Raw genomic sequence first — 19,703 nt, forward strand, 5'->3', positions numbered from 1 at the left:
CCATGGAAATCACGAATCACGCCGTCATGCCCGGCGAAACCCTGAGCCAGATTGCCTCGCGCTACAACAGCACCGTGGCGCAACTTCGCCAACTCAACCCCTTCATCACCAATCCGAACAACGTCAAAGTCGGATGGAATCTGAGCGTCCCTAAAAGCGCGCAAGCCGCCTCAGCCACACCCGCTGCTTCGACGCCCGCTGCGCCTAAAGCGCCTGCCGAGACGGCTCCGAATGCTGCAACACAGTGTTCCGCCGAGGATCTGGTTGAGCTGGATCCGGTCAAGGACTCTCCCGATGGTTCCTCAAAGACCTTCAAGCCTCACGCCCCACCCTGCTCCAAGACTTTTGCGAGCGCCATTTATGCGACAGAGGAACAAGAGTTCTGGCTACTCCCTGAACGGGCAAAGTCTGCCATCAAAGAATCGATGTTCGCGCTGGATAAAATGATCGCACCGAACAAGGCGCGTGATGCACGCCTCAACGGGCTGCAGGAGTCAGGTCTACTTGAATACTTCCTCGAACCAAAGTTGAGCAATTTCCTCACGGGCGCTCAGCGCACGCGTATGGAAGAGTTCGAGGCGATGGGAGATGAGATCGAAATCGATCCCGCAACCGCTAAGAAGAGACAAAACGAAGCCAATCGAAACAAGCCGGTAGCCGCACCTGCTCAACCTCCGCAGGAAGACACTGCACAATCGCGCATTGACCGTTTGAATGCGGACATAGCTACCCAGCAAAGTATTCGCAAAGAGTTTGTAGATTTCCACAAACGGCGGACTGAGTGGCTTGAGCTGAAAAAGGAAGCGATAAAAGCGGCGAAGCTTCAGGGCTACTCCTACGAAAGTGGATCGCTGTACTCCAAGGAGGCAATTGAAGCCCGCGCGCGCGTGCAAGCATATCTTGAAGCGCGAAAAAAAATACTCAGCAATAAAGACTTCAAACAAGTACCCCTTGAAGACGTTGCAAAGGCGCTAGCTGAGCAGAAAAAAAGTTACGAAAGCATATGCAGCGGTATGAGCGACTGTACAGCGGACATGTCTGGGTATGTCTACACGCTGATCAAAAACGCCGACGCACTGAATTACCATGCTTACACCGAGTCCATTATCAAAGTTTCGGAGTACGGTATCGCACTTCCGGAGTTCGCGCTTATCAGTGACGGCCTTCCATCGGGCATCGCGCAATTCAAGTTGTATCTGGACACAGAGAAGAAGCAGGCAGAAGTCACGGCTCAGCTTCAGGAAAAATACAAACGCTGGATCGAGGCGACCGGTCAAAATGCCCAAGCGCCAGCGGGCTTGGTTGACGTAGAGCGAGCCGAGTGGGATCGGCTGCAAAAAATCAAGGACGACCTTCAGGCAACAGCCCAAAGTAATGTCAGTGCAACCAAGCCTGGGCGTCATCTCATCTGGGAACCAGAAGAGTTCCAGCCTAAACCAGTCGACCGCATGGTTAAACCCGGGTTTCCTCTTCGTGAGGTCAGCCTTTCGGACGCCAAGGGTACGCCTTTGGGCTGGTTCAGCATGACAAACCTGAAAGATGCTAAAAAAATCCTGAAGGAGGATGGAAAAAGTTTAGGCGGCTCGTTAAAAAAGGTCATAAAAAGCCCACCGACCGACGCGACAGAAGATTCTGATAAAAACAGTGAAACCAGCTCATTCCGCGAATGGCTCCTCGCGCAGGGCGCAGTCAAGTTCAGCGACCAAGTAGGTGACTGTTTTGATGAAAAGGGCTGGTTTAAAGCCAACGATTTCTACGCTTATTTGAAAAAACAGGGCTACACCGTCACTGAACTGGAGAACAGTGCAGCATTGACCAGTTGGGGCAAGCACCTTCAGCAGTTGGTCTTCCGGAAAAGCGTTCGCGGAAAAATCCGACTCTTCGATAACAGCCCTCAGGCGCAATTCGTTCGCTGCCTGACTCCTCCCCAGCCAAGCATTCACGGCGAAGTAAAGCTGGAAGGTCCCAAAATGTCCGCGGCCGAAGGCTTTCAGATGTCGGCCAACGTAGGTCTGAGCCTGGACCTGGCACGCGGAGAAGTACAGTTGATGAAAATCGACATGCCTGCCAAAGCGAGCGCTAAAGATATAACGCTGGATTATTCTTTGGACGGCGTGCCGCAGAAAATGAGCTTCGGCCGGTTCTCCTTTCACTTTGGTGTGAAAGCTTGGGGGTACGCCGGGGCATCGCTGCTACTGGCGGGTACTGTCGAGTTGAGCCCCATCCTTGGCAACGTCAAATACGGCGCCTCCCTCAGCCCGGTCAAACGCGCACAGCGTGAAGACGCATCAGCCAAAGAAGAACGTGCAGATCACGATGCGGCCAAGAAAGCCAAGGCCGACAACGGTGACAACAGCCCTACTCCCGATCTTGAACACAAGTCCAAATCCGGCACCGTTGCCAGCACCAAAAGCACAGACCAAGTGCTAACCGGGCGTGCCGCCAATGTCCAGATCGAAAACGGAGCGAAAGCGACTTTCAATGTTTTCGGAGGCTTGCAAGCCGCCATCGAACTCACCGGCGCACTGAACTGGGCACCACCTAAAGAGCTGGTCGCACTGCGCACGGCTCCAGCGATGGGTATCGGCAGCGATAAAGACGCGAAAAAAGCCAATCCATGGCTAACCCTTGCCAAGCTGAGTGGTTCTGTGGGAGTTGCGCTGGGCGCAGGATTCCAGGGAACGGCGCAAATTTCTGTGGATAAGGGCCGCTTTATTCTCAATCTGAAGGCTGCGGTAGTGCTGGGCCCTGGTGCTAACGGCAGCTTTAAGTTTGAGATTGGTTATGAGGCGGTGGTAGATATCATCAACTTGTACCGTAAGGAACTTCACAAGACTAAAGGTCGCAACGTCGAGTGGATGGATCCTGAAGCGAGTGAATATGCGTCAGCGCTTAATGCATTGGGTGCTACCGGGTTGAACGTAGCGATGGCGTACATGATGCGTTGGGATGTTGTGATGAGCCTATATGAGGCGCTGACTCGTAGTGGCAAGGGTGGCCCAATTGCGGAAGCGATTGTTGAGTACGGCAACCAGAGCGAGCTAGAGGACTGGTGTATTAACGCGATCCCTAGCGCATTGGGGCCGCTGCTTAGAACATTGAGTAGCCCGCCTGAGGCGTTCTCTGTAAATAGCGAAGGTTCAAAACGAACATATCCACAATCGGAAGCTCATGCACTTCAACAGAAAGCAATCGAGCGGATTTTAGGTTGGATTGTTAAGAACGCACAGAAGAACAACACTATCGACAAAGCACAAAGCCAGTTTGAGATGGCGTGTATGTCGATGAATGAATTCGGTGTAAGAGCTGCTAACTCAGAGCAAGATTACTGCAAGAATCGATTTGCGCTAGACAGTTTCATGGCAGAAGGCGTTCAAAACCTACTAGACAAACAAAGCAACAGTGCCAGAGAGCGTTACAAAAACCACGTTAGGCTGCTTGGCGCAAATCTTTCAGAGTATTGCCAGAAAAATTTTGCTCCTCGTCCAAACTACTCTAGGGATGGTCTGAAGTAGCCATGTATTTCCCCGGCATACCACCTAGCGCAACTTTTAAACTCGCCAAATGATCAAAAAACAATCAATTCGACGAGTATTTCTTACGTTTTCGCCACCCGGACCCCACTCCGGTGGCCATTTCCCGCATTACAGGCGCACCTCTCCTGCATTCGTCAGTAAATGTCGGCGCGCCATCCACAGGTTCGACAGAGCGAACAGTGTCACCAGTTGCGCCGTGTTTTTGGCCAAGCCGCGAAAGCGCACCTTGGTGTAACCGAACTGGCGCTTGATTACCCGGAACGGATGCTCGACCTTGGCGCGCACCTGAGCCTTGGCCTTTTCAATCTTGCGCTTGGCTTTGTACAGCACGCTGCGCTTATCGAGTTTTTTGTAGGTGCTGCGGCGTGCCGCCACCTGCCAGATAACTTCACGTCCTTCATGCTCGGGCCGCTTTTCGACACCGGTGTAGCCTGCATCGGCGCAGACCACGTTTTCGTCGCCATGCAGCAATTTGTCCACCTGGGTGACATCCGCCACATTGGCCGCCGTGCCCACTACGCTGTGCACCAGACCCGATTCGTCATCGGCGCCGATGTGGGCCTTCATGCCAAAATAATACTGGTTTCCCTTCTTGGTCTGGTGCATTTCCGGGTCGCGCTTGCCGTCCTTGTTCTTGGTCGAACTGGGCGCATTGATCAGCGTTGCATCGACGATGGTGCCCTGGCGCAGCGACAGGCCGCGGTCGCCCAGATAGCCATTGATGACAGCGAGGATGCCGGCCGCCAGCTCGTGTTTCTCCAGCAAGCGGCGGAAGTTGAGAATGGTGGTTTCGTCGGGGATGCGCTCCAGGTTCAGCCCGGCAAACTGGCGCAGGATCGTGGTTTCGTACAGCGCTTCCTCCATCGCTGGATCGCTGTAGCCGAACCAGTTCTGCAGCAGATGCACACGCAGCATCGCCATCAACGGGTAGGCCGGACGGCCACCTTCACCTTTCGGATAATGTGGCTCGATCAAAGCAATCAAGCCCTTCCACGGCACCACCCGATCCATCTCGATCAGGAACAACTCCTTGCGGGTTTGCTTGCGCTTGCCAGCGTACTCGGCGTCGGCGAAGGTCATCTGCTTCATCGGGAAACTCGGTGGGTGGGGTCGCGGTATTTTGCCAAATCAGAAAGTCTTTTTCAGAGTTTCCCTAGCAGTGGAGCGTCACCACTTCTAAGAAACTTCTAATGAGCACAAAAAACATGAGTACTTATAAGGCACTTCGATCGCTAATCATCTGGTCTGTTATTTTCTGTCAGAGCGTAAGCACTGTAGCATTTGCCTACACGCCAGACAGCCAGAAAAACAGCAACAAAAGTAGCGGTATTACCTTATACAACCAATTAAAAATCGACACTGCCATTCCGCAATTAGAAAAAGACGCAAAGGCCGGCGATGTAGACTCCCAATATTACTTAGGAGAGGCTCTTCGAAAGCGGAATCGCTATATGACGAGCGAAGCAAAGCAATGGTATGAAAAAGCTGCGAACAATGGGTCTATATTTGCGATGATTCAATTAGGTCGCCAAAACAATGATCTTTGCAAAAAAATGAACAACTGCCCCCCTAGCGAAAAATCAAGCGCCGAATGGTTGAGCCAGGCAAAAGATCAAGCTATGAAGGGAGCAAGCAAAGGCGATCCTGAGTCTTTGTATTTGATGTATGAAATAACTTTCGATCGTACCTGGTTAGAAAAATCGGCTAGCTCAGGCTACGCGCTCGCACAGTATTGGATGGCCGTCGGTGATCGGCAAGGTGAGGGATTTTTCCTTCTTCCCGGGAAGCGGGAAGCATCAGTAAGCCGGTGGTTGAAAGCGGCTTCTGAGGGAGGGAATCCAAAAGCAATGATGGATTACATTGAGATCCTTTATAAAAACAACGATCTCGAGGGCGTCCGTCATTGGCTTCAAGTAGCGGCTGAAACAGGGGATCAAAAAGCAATCAGCAGCTATGGCTCTTACCTTGCTCATGCGCCTGATCAGGTTGGTTACCCTTTGGATTTGGTTAAGGGCTATGCACTGATTAGCCTGCTCAAAGAGCTGGATGGGGGTGGTGCCATTCAGGATTTCGTTCAGGATACTCTTGAAGAGATTGGGGCAAAGATGACTTCCGAACAGATTGAAAGCTCAAAAGCAGTCGCTAAAAAATGGAAAGACAGTCACCCGCCCCTCTCCTTTTTCCCCGAAAAGCTGGGACGTTAAAAACAATTATTTCTGCGAAAGAAATGCCGTAAATAACGGAAAGAGTGAGTTGTATGAACTCTACTTCAACCTCACTCATTCCCTTCTTGCTACAACATCAAACCGGCGCCTTCCAATCCAGCATCTGCTGCTGTGCCACCTGCAGCAAATCATTGCCATCCTGCGCCAGCAGGTACAGCGCATGTGTAATGTGTGGAATGTCCTGAACATCACCATGGCGGAAGCACATGCAATGCAGGGTTTCGAGCAGGTCGCTGCAGGCGCGGATGCGCTGGACGGCGGACTCGAGGATGTCTTGGGGGTTGGCTTGGGTGTCGATGACCATTGGCGCGCTGTCGGTACAGCCGCTGTTTAGAGGGTGATAACGATTGGGTAACGGATTTAATATCGGCATCAGAGTTATCTCTTGCTGGGTAAGGTAACCCGCCGACACCGTGACCAAACGATGGGAGGCGGACTGTATGCAAGTTTGGTCAACTGAATACCCAATCAGCTCGCCCGAAGGCGTCCTGCACACAGCCGCCACAGCGATGCACTACGAAGACATAGATGTCCGCGGTGCGAATGATGGCACACATGTGTGAGTATTTTCAGGTGACCAAACCCGAGCCGCTGATTTTGCAGCGACGCCAAACCATACCCGCCCCGCTCCCGCCGCCGAAAGCAGACAAGGCATCACCCCTTGTAGGAATCGGCACCGCATCCCCGAGAAATCCTCCCTCTGCCAGACAGCCGGCGTTCAGCCAGGTTAACCATCGCTTAACGCCGCAGTCCAAGACTGTACTGAACCGCACACCTCAGCCGCTGGCTGGCGCCGAGTGCGGCAGGTTCGGCCGTATGGCGCCGAACGCTCATTCCGTCGCACGGGAGTCCGATTCATGAACATTCGCACGCTATTGCTCACCTCCGCCCTCGCCTGCAGCGCGTTCGCCGGGCTGGCTCAGGCCAATGACACCACCGCTACGACCAAGCCCGTTCCCTATCAGTACGGCATGCCGTTGCATGTGAACAAAGTGATTTCCCTGACCGAGCCACAGACTCAGCAGTGCAAGGTCATCACCGCTGACATGAAGTACATCGACAATGCAGGCAAGCCGGCGGAAATCACCTACCGGAAAATGTCTGACGCCTGCAGCGAGCAGAACTGACAGAAGGCTCTGATTTGCGGCTTTGCGGTATGCGATGAAGGCTTCGCGGGTTATGCTCGGGGTCCCTTCTTACTGCCGCAAGGACTCGCCATGCAGTTGTCGTTTCGCACACTGTCGATCATCACCGCTTCGTTGTGTTTTGTACTCGCGCTGGTCTGGGGCTTTTTCCCGGAGGTATTGCTGGCGATCTGGAGCATTGAGTATTCGAGCTCGGTCGGTTTTGTCGCGCGGCGCAGTGCGGTGCTGTTTGCGGCGTTGGGGGTGATGTTTTATCTGGTGCGCAGCGCGCCGCCGTCGCTGGGTCGCAATGCCCTGAGCAACGGGTTTATCGTCGGTTGTTTTGGTCTGGCGGTGCTGGGGTTTGGCGAATGGCTTAACGGCCATGCCGGCCCCGGGATTCTGCTCGCGGTGCTGGTCGAGTTCGCGCTGGGCCTCGGCTTTGTGCAGGCCCGGCGCGTGACGGTCGAACTGGGTGAAACGGTGAGTTAAACGGCTCTGGATCGTGGGCTGTAATGAGGCTGCGTGGTTTGTTGCGCCAGATCCGAACGCAGGCCGGCGATCAGGTCGTTGATCTCGCGACAGCCATTCAGATGGCTGGCGTCGATACCGCTGACGTGCAGATCAACCTGGTCAGTCTGGTGGTCGCCGAAGACCTTAACGGTCATCGACAGGTCGGGCGACAGCGTGCACTGGCAGCGTTTAGGCAGAAAACTGCTTTCAATGATATTGCGTAGTTCCAAGGCAGACAGAAACATGGTGAACCTCTCCTTATTGATGAAACTGCCAATCAACTCTTCACGTTGACCGCTTTTGCTGCCCCTGCACGGGTGTGTCCCCGCTGATTCCCTGGTGCGGCAAACGGTTGTACTGCGAAATGCCCATTGGAGTGTAGGCGCCCGAAGCCGGTGCGCTGCACCAAAGAGACGCATAAAACGTGCCTTTCATCGGGTCATTTCGACCCTCATGAAATCAAGCACTTGGCGCGGTGGCCAGCAGTTGGCCAGTTGCAAAATGCAAGATCGGGCCTTCTGCGCACTGCAATTTGCAAGTCGACGCCGGTTTGCATTCATCGCTGATGACAGTGAGAATGCCCGACATCCACCCTACACCCGCCAGGAGGCTTTCATGGGTTCTTTACGCGCTCGCGCGACAATCGGTCTGCTCATTGCCGGCCTGTCCACCCTCGCCCACGCGGCCAAACTCGAAGACGTCGCGCCGTATCCCAAGGCGGAAAATGGCTTCACCCGCCAAGTCATCTATCTGCCCAAACAGGATCAGGAAGAGAACTTCCAGGTTGAAGTCCTTGCCGGCAAGACCCTGGAAGTCGACTGTAACCGCCAGCGCCTGGGCGGCGCTCTGTACGAGAAAAATCTCGAAGGTTGGGGCTACCCGTTCTACCGGCTGGAAAAAGTCATCGGGCCGATGAGTACGCTGATGGCTTGTCCGCCCGGCAGCCAGAAAAAGCGCGCCTTTGTCCCGGTCGTCGGTGATGGCTTCATGCTGCGTTACAACAGCAAGCTGCCGCTGGTGATTTACGCGCCCAAGGACGTCGAAGTGCGTTACCGCATCTGGTCGGCTTCGGACAAGGTCGGTACCGCCATCGCGGAATGACCTGAAACAGGGAGCGCCACACTTGATTACTTGCCATGTGCGATACGTGATCGATCCGTACCAACTGACTGAGTTCGAAGCCTATGCCAAGGCCTGGCTGGGCATCGTCGAGCGCTTGGGCGGCACCCATCATGGCTATTTCCTGCCCTCCGAGGGCGCGAGCAACATCGCCTATTGCCTGTTCAGCTTTCCTTCGCTGGCCGATTACGAAAGCTACCGGCACATCGCGCTGACCGACCCGGAAAGCACGGCGCTGGTGGAATCACTGGTGCAGAAGAAATTCATCGTCAGTTACGAGCGCAGTTTCCTGCGCCCATTGCTGCCCTGAGTGTAATCACGCCGGGACGCCGCACATCGCGGCGCGCTCGGCGACGTGGCGCAGGCTGTCGAAGTTGATGTTGGCGCCGGAGTCGATCGCGACGAAAGTCTGCTCGCGAACACCGCTGCGCGCCACGTATTGCTTGATGCCGGCCACCGCCAATGCCCCGGAAGGCTCGGTGATCGAGCGGGTATCGTCGTAGATATTCTTGATCGCCGCGCACAGCTCGTCATTGCTGACGGTGACCACCTCGTCCACGCAAAACCGGCATACCTCAAATCCATAAGCGCCGATCTGCGCCACGGCCACGCCATCGGCGAACGTACCGACACTGGGCAGCACCACCCGCGCATCCGCTTGCAACGCCGCCTTAAGGCAGGCCGAGTGCTCCGATTCGACACCGATGATCCGTACCTCCGGCCGCAGGTATTTGACGTACGCCGCGATGCCGGCGATCAGGCCACCACCGCCCACCGGGACGAAGATCGCATCCAGCGGTCCCTGATGCTGACGGAGGATTTCCATGGCCACCGTGCCCTGGCCGGCGATCACCTCCGGGTCGTCAAACGGCGAGACGAAGGTGCGCCCGGTCTGCTCGGCCAGTTGCAGCGCATGGGCCAGGGCAAACGGAAAACTCTCGCCGTGCAGCAGCGCCTCGGCGCCCCGACTTCGCACCCCAAGCACCTTGAGATCGGGCGTGGTCGAGGGCATGACGATGGTCGCCGCGACCCCCAGTTCACGCGCCGCCAGCGCCACGCCCTGCGCATGGTTGCCCGCCGAAGCGGTGATCACCCCGCGTGCTTTCTGCGCATCGCTCAATTGCACCAGTTTGTTGTAGGCGCCACGGATCTTGAAGGAGAACGTTGGCTGCAGGTCCTCGCGCTTGAGCAGGACCCGATTGCCCAACGCCTCGGACAGCGCTGGCGCCGCTTGCAACGGCGTACGCACGGCGATGTCGTAGACCGGCGCGGCGAGGATCTTTTTCACGTACTGCTCAAGCAGGGTTTGCTGGTCAGGGCTGTATTTCATCGTCATCTCCGGGCGCTCTGTGCAGGAGCTGCCGAAGGCTTCGATCTTTTGACTTTGTTTTTCTCAAATCAAAAGCAAGATCAAAAGATCGCAGCCTTCGGCAGCTCCTACAGGGAGCCTTCGTTGTTAAAACCCAGGAGACAGAAAATGAAAACCCGCCTCTAGGGCGGGTTGGGTGCTGCAGTCGTGAGCTAGCCCGCCAAATGAGGAATGGCGGTAATAATGCTTGGCTGGCAGCGCAATACGGTGGAAGTCATGGGCCTGAAGTTAGCCCGGCGGCGGCCGGCGAGTCAACGGCTTATTTAACGCTCGCGCTATAGGCTGGCGTCGGCCAAGTCACCACGGATCACTTGGCCAACCGCCGCAACCCGAACAACATCCCCCCGGCCCCCAACAACATCACCAGCAGAAACACCGGGTAGGAAATCCACCACGGCGTGCCCGCCGTCATCATGCTGAATTCCGACATCCCGCCAATGCTCGCAATCAGGTTCAACGGCAGAAACACCACGTTGATCAACGTCAGTTTGCGCAGCAGGTTGTTCATGCTGTTGTTCATCAGATTGCCGCGCGCATCGATCAGCCCCGAGAACACCGTGGAGTAGATCTCCGCCTGCTTGTAGCACTGGTTATTCTCGATGATCAGGTCGTCGATCAGTCCGATCGCCTCGCTGCCGAAATGCTGTTTTTCCGCATGATTGCGCAGCCGCGTCAACACCGCGCCGTTGCTGTGCAAGGCATTGATGTAATAGATCAGGCTTTCGCTGAGGTTGAACATCTGCACGAGATGCTGGTTCTGCATCGAGGCGTTGAACTTCTGTTGCAGCTCGCGGGCGACCAGTTTGATCACCTTCAGATGGCCAAGGTAATGGTGGATGTTGTTGAACAGCAGATCGAGCAACACATCCAGCGGCGCATTGAGCGGCTGGCGCGTACCGATGCCGTGCAGCGGCGTGTCGTCGGTGGCGATCACCAGCAATTGACCGGGCGAAAAAAGCAGGCCGCAGGACGACACCTCAAACGCCAGGCTGCCACCGCCGGAATAGTTTTCCGGGCGTTTCCAGATCAGGAACAAGTGGTCGGGGTGAAACTCGATTCGCGAGACTTCATCCGGGTCCAGCGCCGAAGCGAGCGCGTGTTCGTCGACCTTGTAGTGGCTGTGAAGCAAGTCGCGCTCGGCCGCATCGGGATTGCTGAACAGCATCACCTCGGCGTCCAGCCGCTCGACCCGCTGCAACGCGCCATGAGTCAGTGCGAAACTGCTGATCATCGGCGCTTCACCAGGCCTGGCCGCGACGTTTGAGCTCCAATCGTCGCACAAACTCCTCCAGCACCAGTGAATACAGATCGTCCTGCAAATAGGCATCCTCGATGCCGGCGTCGAGGTTCGGGTTGTCGTTGACCTCGATCACCACCACTTTGTCGCCGGCCTGTTTCAAGTCCACGCCGTAGAGGCCATCGCCAATCAGGTTGGCGGTCTTCACCGCCAGTTCCACCACCGCTCGCGGCGCCTCGTGCACGGCCAGGGTGCGACACTCGCCGTTGACGTCCTGGCCCTTGGCTTTGTGGTTGTAGATTTGCCAGTGGCCCTTGGACATGAAGTACTGGCAGGCGAAGATCGGCTTGCGGTTGAGCACGCCGATGCGCCAGTCGTACTCGGTGTAGAAAAACTCCTGAGCCAGCAACAACACCGAGTGTTCGAACAGTTCGGCAGTAGCCTCCAGCAGCGCCTGCTGACTTTCGACTTTGATCACTCCGCGAGAAAAACAGCCGTCGGGGATCTTCAACACCAGCGGAAAACCGAGGCGTTCACCGACCCGTTCGAAATCTTCCGGTCGCTCCTTGTAGAGAATTTCCGTGGCGGGCATGCCCAATTGATGGCTGTTGAGCAGGTCGGTCAGGTAGACCTTGTTGGTGCAGCGCAGGATCGACGTCGGGTCGTCCATCACCACCAGGCCTTCGCTTTCAGCCTTCTTGGCAAAGCGGTAGGTATGGTTGTCGACGCTGGTGGTCTCGCGAATCAACAAGCCGTCGTACTCAGCGATCCGCGCATAGTCCTTGCGCTCGATCAGCTCGACGTCGATGCCCATACGCTTGCCGACCCGGACGAAATTCTCCAGTGCCTTGGCGTTGGATGGCGGCAAGGCCTCCTGCGGATCGTGCAGGATCGCCAGGTCGTAACGCGCCACTTGCGGCGAGCGTGGTGCTCGCCAGACTTTACGGCTGAAGCCGTCCAGCGCATTGGCGAACTGATCTTCTTGGTCATCACGCAGCTTGTGCAGGGCACCGGACTTAATGCCTTCGATGTGCCAACCGTTAGTTCGCCGAAACTCAACTAACAGAATCGGGCACGGAAACACTTCAAACAATTGTCGAGCCAGATCCTGTAGTGGCTCGATATGCGTTTTTCCGAAGTAAAGCGTCAGGGTGAAACCTTCGGTATCGCTGTACAGATGATGAGTGAGGGCTTTTTCCAGAGTTTTATCGAGATCGTCCAGTGCCAGACCGTAAAGCGATTTTTTCGTCAGTTCGCTGATGGTGCGCACCGATGGAATCACCTTGTGGCCGCGGGCTTCTGCCAGCAGTGAGCAGTAGTAACCGTGCCCCAGGTACTTGTAGCTGCGGCACAGATTGATCACCTGCACCCGCTTGCCCGGCTCGTTGTCACGGGTTTGCTCGAGGTATTCCTGAGCGGTGACGATGTCCTCGCTGGGGAAGTACGAGGCCCAATCTTCCTTGCGTTCGACGATGATCAACACTTGACTGGAAGTTCTGATGGCTGGATTTAAAAAAGTTGCCGCCGGCAAACTTTGCTCGGATACTTCGCGCCAATGACCCTGTACCGCTGACATAGAGATTGATCCGTTGGAGAACAAGACCATTTCTATTAAGCACGAAGTTTTTCGAAAGTCCCGTTTCGTTACGCAACTTTTACGGTGGTCATATGAGTGCTGTTTTTCGTTTGGCGGTAGTTGAAGATTTGCCAGCGCTGCTGGCTCTGGAAATGCAATGTTTCACCAGCGACCGGCTCACCAGTCGCAGCTTTCAATGGATGATCACCCGCGCCCATGCGCAACTGCTGGTCGCCGAACTTGACGGTCGATTGCTCGGCTACGCCCTGGTGCTGTTTCATCGCGGCACATCACTGGCGCGCCTGTATTCCATCGCCATTGCCGGCGAAGCTCGCGGTACTGGGCTGGGAAAACAACTGCTGCAACGTATCGAGGCCTGTGCCGTCGAGCATGACTGCGCGTACCTGCGTCTTGAGGTGCGCATCGACAACCCCGGCGCCATCGCGCTTTACGAGCGCAACGGCTATCGGCGCTTTGCGTTGATTCACGATTACTACGAAGATCATGCCGATGCGCTGCGCCTGGAAAAGCGCATTGTTCAGCACCGTGATTCGCGCAATATCAAGGTGCCCTATTACCCGCAAACCACCGATTTCACTTGTGGCCCGGCCTGTCTATTGATGGCCATGGGCGCATTGCAGTCGGCGCGCTCACTGGAGCGACGTGAAGAATTGCAGATCTGGCGTGAGGCAACCACGGTGTTCATGACGTCCGGCCATGGTGGCTGCAGTCCTCAGGGTTTGGCACTGGCCGCTTGGCGTCGAGGTTTCCAAGTGCGTTTGCAGCTCAGCATGGCCGGGCCATTGTTTCTCGATGGTGTGCGCGATGAGCATAAAAAAGACGTCATGCGCCTGGTGCATGAGGAGTTCAGCGCACAAATGCACGAGACCGATATCGAGCGCAAAATTGGCAACCATCTGGATTTACCGCGCCTGCTGCAGGCTGGCGGACAGCCTCTGGTGCTGATCAGCAGCTATCGCCTGACCCGTTCCAAGTCCCCGCATTGGGTGGTGGTCACCGATTGCGATGAAGACTTTGTGTATCTGCACGATCCGGATGTCGACCACAGCCAGCATCGTCAACCGATGGACTGCCAGCATGTACCGGTCAGCCATGGTGAGTTTGAGAAGATGAGTCGGTTTGGGCGTGGGAAATTGCGCGCGGCGGTGGTTTTGTATGCCCGCGCTACGCCAACTATCGTCAGGCCCTAGAGGTTTTTTTGTGGCGAGGGAGCTTGCTCCCGCATTAGTGCGTAGTGCTCATAAGAGCTTAGGGCTGCTGCGCAACCCAGCGGGAGCAAGCTCCCTCGCCACAGGACATCAGTGAAAATTAGAAGTGAAGTTATTTCAGGCCGACCTTGTACAGCGCACCGTCCTGCTCATCCGTCAGCACGTACAGATAGCCATCCGGCCCCTGCCGCACATCACGAATCCGCTGTTTAAGTTCGCCCAATAGCCGCTCCTCGTGCACCACCTTGTCCCCATCGAACTGCAAGCGGATCAGCTCCTGACTGACCAGCGCGCCGATGAACAAATTCTGCTGCCACGGCTTGAAGCGATCAGCGTCATAGAACGCCATGCCGGAAACACCCGGTGATTTCTCCCAGACATGGTGTGGGTCAACCGCACCTTCGACACTTTTGCCCTTGGCTTCGGGTATTGGTTGCAGGGAATAGTTGATGCCGTGGGTCGCCAGCGGCCAGCCGTAGTTTTTGCCGCGCTCGATGATGTTCACCTCATCGCCGCCACGGGGACCATGTTCGTTCTCCCAGAGAGTGCCGTTCCACGGATTGAGCGCCGCGCCCTGCGGGTTGCGGTGGCCGTAGGACCAGATTTCCGGACGTACGCCGGACTGCCCCACGAACGGGTTGTCATCCGGCACCTTGCCATCGGGAAAAATCCGCACGACCTTGCCCTGCAGTTTGTCGAGATCCTGCGCGGTCGGCCGATCATTGTTTTCGCCGAGGGTGATGAACAGATAGCCATCGCGGTCGAACACCAGACGTGAACCGAAATGGTTACCGGTCGAGAGCTTCGGCTCCTGACGGAAGATCACCTTGAAATCGCTGATCGTCTTCAAATCGTCCGACAGCCGGCCTCGCCCCACCGCCGTCCCGGCCTTGTCTCCGGCGCCCCCGCCCTCGGCGTAGGACAGGTAGACCAATCGATCCTGTTTGAAGTCCGGCGACAGCACCACGTCGAGCAAACCGCCCTGGCCTTTGGCCCAGACCTTGGGCACGCCGCTGACGGGCTCGGAACGATTGCCATCAGCGGTAATCACCCGCAGGTTACCCGGACGCTCGGTCACCAGCATGCCCTGACGATCCGGCAGAAACGCCAGCGCCCACGGATGCTCCAGGCCTTGAGTAATCGTGGTGACTTCAAGGGCGCCCTGCTCGCTCTGCAGCGCTTTGGGGGTCGCAGCGAAGGCGGGCGCGCTGATCAACGCGCCGGCGCACAGCGTGGCTAGAAAGGTTTTACGCAACATGCACGATTCCTTTTGTTCGTTTCGAAGGCTGACAGGCGCTCAGGCCTGATGTTCAACGGTTGCTGTCTCCATCACGCGGCGGTGGGTTGGGAATGAATCTGGGTGGTGTACTCGGTACCGAGCGTTGCTGCTGACCATTGCCGATGCCGCCATTGCCAACGGTGGGCGTACTGGGCACCGGCACTGTATTCGGTCCGCGAATCACCGGCGCACTGGGCTGCGTGCCCTGCATGCTGTTGGGATTGGCGCGGCGAATCGGGCTGTTGTAGGGATTGTTGCTGTTACCGGTGGGACTTTGTGCCAGCAACAGCGGCGCGGACGGTGCCGTGACCTCGGCATGTGCAAGACCTGCCCCAAGGAGCAGAACGATCATGCCGGGCAATATTCGGTTCATGGGACGGCCTCTCGATGCACAGGTGATAGAGCCTTCGAGTCCACGCTACGCCCCGGGTTCGGATTTGTTAACCCATCGCCCTTAAACAAGATGTAACACGGCTTGACCGACAGCACTGCTGTCTCCGGCAAACGCTGGAAACTTTCGCCGCCGGCTGCAGGTCACCTGAACATCATTCGCGGAGGACTCACCATGGCTCGGGCAATCTGGAAAGGCGCAATCAGTTTCGGACTGGTGCATATCCCCGTTGCGCTGGTGTCGGCAACGTCTTCGCACGGCGTCGACTTTGACTGGCTCGACAGCCGCAGCATGGATCCGGTGGGTTATAAACGGGTAAACAAAGTCACCGGCAAGGAAGTCACCAAAGAGCACATCGTCAAAGGTGTGGCCTATGAGAAGGGCCGTTATGTGGTGCTCAGCGAGGAAGAAATCCGCTCGGCGCACCCGGTGTCCACGCAGACCATCGACATTTTTTCCTTCGTCGACGCCGAGCAGATTCCACTGCAGAACATCGACACGCCTTATTACCTGGCCCCAGACAAACGCGGCGGCAAGGTCTACGCCCTGCTGCGCGAAACATTGAGCAAAACCAACAAGGTCGCACTTGCCCGTGTCGTTCTGCACACTCGCCAATATCTGGCGGCGCTGATGCCGCTGGAATCGGCGCTGGTGCTGGTGAAACTGCGCTGGCCGCAGGAGGTGCGCGGCCTCGACGAACTGGAACTGGGCAGCGAGGTGACCAAGCCGCAACTGGCCAAGGGCGAGTTGGACATGGCTAAACGTCTGGTGCAGGACATGAGCGGCGACTGGAGCCCGGAGGACTACAAGGACGAGTTTGAGGACAAGATCATGGCCCTGGTCGAGAAAAAGGCCCACGAAGGCAAGATCGAGGATGTCGAAACCGTGGGTGGCGAAGCGGAGCGCAAGTCTGCGGATGTGATCGACTTGACCGAGCTGCTTAAACGCAGTCTGGGTGGGAAAGCGCCCGTCAAGTCCAAGGCTAAACCGGAGAAACCCACGAAGTCCACGCCGGCAAGGAAAACCAAAAAAGCCTCTGGGGAATGAATATTCAACGCCTGTCAGGTAACTGACAGGTTGCTTTTGAGACAGTCATCGCCAGTAGGGTGGCTCCCACAGTTTGCAATGCATTCCCCTGTGGAAACCAGTCTGCGGTAATGACAAAAACAGGCGCGACACAACAGTCAGATCAGAATGAAGATCGCCAGCAAACCGCCAAAGATCGCCCATTTTTCCATGTAGTAACGCGCGCGATTGCGCTTTTTAAGCTCTTTACCACGCAGTCGCACTTTGTAGATCCTGGTAAACAGACGGTTGATCCCACCGGTACGGTCGCCCGCATCGTTAGGCGCGCCTGCCGCCGACATCACGGTGCGACTGAACCATCTGTTGAACGCTGCCGCCCAGCGATATTTCATCGGACGCTCGATGTCGCAGAACAGGATGATGCGGTTTTTGTCGGTGGTGTTTTCGGCGTAGTGGATGTAAGTCTCATCGAACATCACCGCTTCACCGTCGCGCCAGTGGTAGCTTTCACCGTCGACGTTGATGTAGCAACCCGCGTCGTTCGGCGTATCCAGGCCCAAGTGGTAGCGATAGGAGCCCGCATACGGGTCACGGTGACGAACCAGTTTCGAACCCGGTGGCAGTTCGGCAAACATCGCGGCCTTGATCGAACCGATGCTCTGCACCAGTTCTGTGGTGCGCGGGCACAGTTTCATCGCCGACGGATGACTCTCGCCGTACCACTTGAGGTAGAAACGCTTCCAGCCACTTTTGAAGAACGAGTTGAAACCCACATCGTCGTACTGATTCGAGCGTTTGATCTCACCGGCACGCAGCAGGTCCTGCCCTTCCTGGCGAATTTCTTCCCAATGCGCCTGCAACGGACTCAGGTCCGGAAACTCGGACGGATCGAGATAGGGCTTGTTTGGTTTCTTTGAAAACAGGTACAGAAAGCAGTTGATCGGCGCCAGAAACGTCGAGTGGTCGCTCAACTGACGGCCCAGTTTGTGACGCACACGACCACGAAGGTGAACGTATGCAATGGAAATGACATAAATAGCGGCAATGATGAGTTTCACGGAAATCGTCACACGTCAAAAGTGAACAAACTGCGCGCCTGCCGGCCAAAGGCCCAGGGTCTGATGCAGTGGCATGAATACAAATACTGTCCCGGTGGCACTTCCTTGAGCCCATGCCGTGAGCGGCTTTTGGGTAATCGGATGGCATTTTAGCCATACTTTGTAACCAATGGTGAACCTGATCTGTGAAAAACTGTCGGCTGAATCTGCCAAACGGCAGACGCGACAGTACGCTCGTGCAGGCGCATGAGTGCTGACGCAGAGCAAAACAGCGGTTATTCCGGGAAGTGCCGCAGCGTTTGCGCTGAGCTTTGACGTGTACGTTTCAGCCGCTGCGTACCAAGCCAGATGTAATCCGCACCGGACTTGAAAATGGTTCGCGGGCCATGAGAAATGAGTTTGAAAGGGTGAAGCGAAACCCGCCAGGTTTGGAGCTCAACCGAGCATGACACCTGGCGGGTTGCGAGTAAGGGCTTATTTATCGGTGGAAAGGCTCGCCTTGCTCAATCCCTTGGTATTGTGATCGCCTGGCGTCGTGGCGGAGATCGCCGTGGCTTTCGACAACCCCTTGGTGTCCTTGGAATGCGCTACACCTGAAGTCGCCAGGCCGTGCCCGCGGTCGGTATTGTGGTCGCGTCCAATATGTTGACCACTGACGCCATGATCCCGTACGGCCCTGCCATCATGATCCGTTTCCTGGCCTTCAGCGCGGCCATTGCTGGAGACGCTGCCTGAGTGCCCGGCACTGTCGCCGCTATGGCCAGCGCTGCCGGCACCGCCGCCGTGACTGCCTCCACCGCCAGCGCCACCGGCGCCACCACCATGACCGCCACCACCGCCACCACCACCACCACCACCACCACCACCACCACCACCACCACCACCACCATCTTTGGCGTGGGCAGAGGCAATGATGGACAGTTGAGCAGGCAGTAATGGCGCAGCCGCAAACATCATTACGCAGGACATGACGGCAACCAGATTTTTCTTTTTAAAACGCATGACGGCATCCACAGGGGTTGGTTTTACTGCCATCTGAGATGCATTCAATTAGATCTGGTTCACCCACAAGCGACCAGCGGAAGCCAATCGCCTTATATATAAAGTGGGTGAGAATGTATTGCTTTTACTTTAGGTGAACGGACTCAAAAAATCAGATTCATTGACCTGCGATCAGACTAATCGAAAGCGCCATTCAGCACTTCGTAGATAAGCCCGCTCGCAATGGCCACCAGAATCAAGTCGGTGCCCACCTGCTGCCACTCATATCCGTCGTAATGAGGCAGTCGCCCCGCCAGACGTCCATCCAGTTTTTTGGCGATGCCCGGCGGCAGCGGTTTGCCGCGCGCCAGATTCTTTTGAATACCGGGAGGCAACGCCGGACCTGGGCTCCAGTAGTCTCTGTAGCCGTTGAGCACGGTCAGCACACCGCTTCGATCGACTACTGGTGCATGGTCCCAGTTGCCCGAACTGGATCCTTTGTTTTTGCCCCCTTGATTGCCATGGCCCTGACTGTTCTGCGGGCCGCCCTTGCCGTTCCCTTTGCCGTTGCCATTGCCATTTCCGGGATCGGCCAATGCCGCTACAGAACTCACCGCCAAGGCCAGACAAGTAACAGACGCAACCAGTAAGCGCTTCTTAAACATGACCGTCCTCTCATCGGAAATTCCTTGATGAAATGTAGACGACATCAGGCGTTTTAGTTCCTCCCATGATTGTTGGAAGCCGGAATCGACACTGATGAATTCGATAGACCACGGCGTGAATGCGCATTTCACGCTCCCCGATGCAGGCAGTCTGCCGGTTCGTCAGCGTCCGCCATACAACTGCCGCATGACTTATGCGACAATGCGCGCAATGTCTGGCATGAATCCCGCCTTTAATGCCCAACAGCCTGGACGCCGTGTCCAGTTGCTGCTCTCACCCCTCGCCTGCTGGCTACCGCCAACACTGACCGGGTAGGGAAAAAAACGCTCCAAAATGCCCCAGAAATGGCCCAAGCGCCAAATGTGCGGCTCGCA

General features: G+C 56.3%; 18 protein-coding genes and 1 pseudogene. 8 read left to right on the forward strand and 11 right to left on the reverse strand.

Annotated elements, in window-relative coordinates; all coding sequences use genetic code 11:
- Positions 1–2 precede the first annotated feature (2 nt).
- Positions 3–3,515, forward strand: coding sequence for a LysM peptidoglycan-binding domain-containing protein (locus ACYZUM_RS11365; RefSeq protein WP_473061331.1), 3,513 nt, complete (start codon positions 3–5; stop codon positions 3,513–3,515).
- A gap of 129 nt (positions 3,516–3,644) precedes the next feature.
- On the opposite strand, the gene ACYZUM_RS11370 is transcribed toward ACYZUM_RS11365, so the two are convergent.
- Positions 3,645–4,625 (reverse strand): IS5-like element IS1384 family transposase, encoded by a 981-nt coding sequence (locus tag ACYZUM_RS11370; protein ID WP_010466230.1) that lies wholly within the window; start codon positions 4,623–4,625, stop codon positions 3,645–3,647.
- A 116-nt stretch (positions 4,626–4,741) separates the two neighbouring features.
- On the opposite strand from ACYZUM_RS11370, the gene ACYZUM_RS11375 reads away from it, so the two are divergent.
- Positions 4,742–5,740 (forward strand): tetratricopeptide repeat protein, encoded by a 999-nt coding sequence (locus ACYZUM_RS11375; RefSeq protein WP_142579996.1) that lies wholly within the window; start codon positions 4,742–4,744, stop codon positions 5,738–5,740.
- 97 nt (positions 5,741–5,837) lie between these two features.
- Here the strand turns inward: ACYZUM_RS11375 and ACYZUM_RS11380 are convergent, their stop codons facing one another.
- Entirely contained in the window at positions 5,838–6,134 is a 297-nt protein-coding gene (locus ACYZUM_RS11380) for a hypothetical protein (RefSeq protein WP_041064366.1), read from the reverse strand.
- A gap of 484 nt (positions 6,135–6,618) precedes the next feature.
- On the opposite strand from ACYZUM_RS11380, the gene ACYZUM_RS11385 reads away from it, so the two are divergent.
- Together ACYZUM_RS11385 and ACYZUM_RS11390 are read left to right on the forward strand one after the other, a co-directional pair.
- On the forward strand, positions 6,619–6,888 hold the full coding sequence (locus tag ACYZUM_RS11385) for a DUF2790 domain-containing protein (RefSeq protein ID WP_108182792.1): 270 nt from the start codon (positions 6,619–6,621) through the stop codon (positions 6,886–6,888).
- Positions 6,889–6,978: 90 nt separating this feature from the next.
- Entirely contained in the window at positions 6,979–7,377 is a 399-nt protein-coding gene (locus ACYZUM_RS11390) for a hypothetical protein (RefSeq protein ID WP_041064372.1), read from the forward strand.
- On the opposite strand, the gene ACYZUM_RS11395 is transcribed toward ACYZUM_RS11390, so the two are convergent.
- Positions 7,374–7,643, reverse strand: a complete 270-nt coding sequence (locus ACYZUM_RS11395) for a DUF1652 domain-containing protein (RefSeq protein ID WP_108182793.1) — start codon at positions 7,641–7,643, stop codon at positions 7,374–7,376. The genes ACYZUM_RS11390 and ACYZUM_RS11395 overlap by 4 nt on opposite strands.
- Positions 7,644–8,013: 370 nt before the next feature.
- Here ACYZUM_RS11395 and eco point away from each other — a divergent pair, with 370 nt between their 5' ends.
- Entirely contained in the window at positions 8,014–8,499 is a 486-nt protein-coding gene (gene eco, locus ACYZUM_RS11400; RefSeq protein WP_108182794.1) for a serine protease inhibitor ecotin, read from the forward strand.
- Positions 8,500–8,521: 22 nt separating this feature from the next.
- On the forward strand, positions 8,522–8,827 hold the full coding sequence (locus tag ACYZUM_RS11405) for an NIPSNAP family protein (RefSeq protein WP_003225174.1): 306 nt from the start codon (positions 8,522–8,524) through the stop codon (positions 8,825–8,827).
- 24 nt (positions 8,828–8,851) lie between these two features.
- On the opposite strand, the pseudogene ilvA reads toward ACYZUM_RS11405, so the two are convergent.
- From ilvA to ACYZUM_RS11420, 3 genes and pseudogenes are all read right to left on the reverse strand, one after another.
- Positions 8,852–9,853 (reverse strand): annotated as a pseudogene (ilvA, locus tag ACYZUM_RS11410) (threonine ammonia-lyase, biosynthetic); the annotation flags it as partial.
- A gap of 340 nt (positions 9,854–10,193) precedes the next feature.
- On the reverse strand, positions 10,194–11,117 hold the full coding sequence (locus tag ACYZUM_RS11415; protein WP_108182796.1) for a magnesium transporter CorA family protein: 924 nt from the start codon (positions 11,115–11,117) through the stop codon (positions 10,194–10,196).
- 7 nt (positions 11,118–11,124) lie between these two features.
- Entirely contained in the window at positions 11,125–12,699 is a 1,575-nt protein-coding gene (locus tag ACYZUM_RS11420; protein WP_047294647.1) for a RimK family protein, read from the reverse strand.
- 92 nt (positions 12,700–12,791) lie between these two features.
- Here ACYZUM_RS11420 and ACYZUM_RS11425 point away from each other — a divergent pair, with 92 nt between their 5' ends.
- The gene (locus tag ACYZUM_RS11425; protein ID WP_108182797.1) at positions 12,792–13,910 is read left to right on the forward strand and encodes a peptidase C39 family protein; all 1,119 of its coding nucleotides are present in this window, start codon (positions 12,792–12,794) and stop codon (positions 13,908–13,910) included.
- Positions 13,911–14,040: 130 nt separating this feature from the next.
- On the opposite strand, the gene ACYZUM_RS11430 is transcribed toward ACYZUM_RS11425, so the two are convergent.
- Both ACYZUM_RS11430 and ACYZUM_RS11435 read right to left on the reverse strand, forming a co-directional pair.
- Positions 14,041–15,186, reverse strand: coding sequence for a PQQ-dependent sugar dehydrogenase (locus tag ACYZUM_RS11430; RefSeq protein ID WP_108182798.1), 1,146 nt, complete (start codon positions 15,184–15,186; stop codon positions 14,041–14,043).
- 52 nt (positions 15,187–15,238) lie between these two features.
- Positions 15,239–15,580 carry a hypothetical protein gene (locus ACYZUM_RS11435; protein WP_086791392.1) on the reverse strand — a complete coding sequence of 114 codons (342 nt, stop codon included), beginning with the start codon at positions 15,578–15,580 and terminating at the stop codon, positions 15,239–15,241.
- Between the two features lie 192 nt (positions 15,581–15,772).
- On the opposite strand from ACYZUM_RS11435, the gene ku reads away from it, so the two are divergent.
- Complete coding sequence (gene ku, locus ACYZUM_RS11440; protein WP_108184400.1) at positions 15,773–16,645, forward strand: non-homologous end joining protein Ku; 873 nt, start codon at positions 15,773–15,775, stop codon at positions 16,643–16,645.
- A 137-nt stretch (positions 16,646–16,782) separates the two neighbouring features.
- Here the strand turns inward: ku and lpxO are convergent, their stop codons facing one another.
- From lpxO to ACYZUM_RS11455, 3 genes are all read right to left on the reverse strand, one after another.
- A complete protein-coding gene (lpxO, locus tag ACYZUM_RS11445) occupies positions 16,783–17,682 on the reverse strand; it encodes a lipid A hydroxylase LpxO (protein WP_108184401.1) in 900 nt (299 codons plus the stop codon).
- Positions 17,683–18,156: 474 nt separating this feature from the next.
- Positions 18,157–18,684: a hypothetical protein gene (locus ACYZUM_RS11450; protein ID WP_473061332.1), complete on the reverse strand. Its 528-nt coding sequence runs from the start codon at positions 18,682–18,684 to the stop codon at positions 18,157–18,159.
- Between the two features lie 176 nt (positions 18,685–18,860).
- The gene (locus ACYZUM_RS11455; RefSeq protein WP_108182799.1) at positions 18,861–19,328 is read right to left on the reverse strand and encodes an anti-virulence regulator CigR family protein; all 468 of its coding nucleotides are present in this window, start codon (positions 19,326–19,328) and stop codon (positions 18,861–18,863) included.
- Positions 19,329–19,703: the final 375 nt, after the last annotated feature.

This window comes from Pseudomonas sp. m6p, assembly GCF_055760375.1.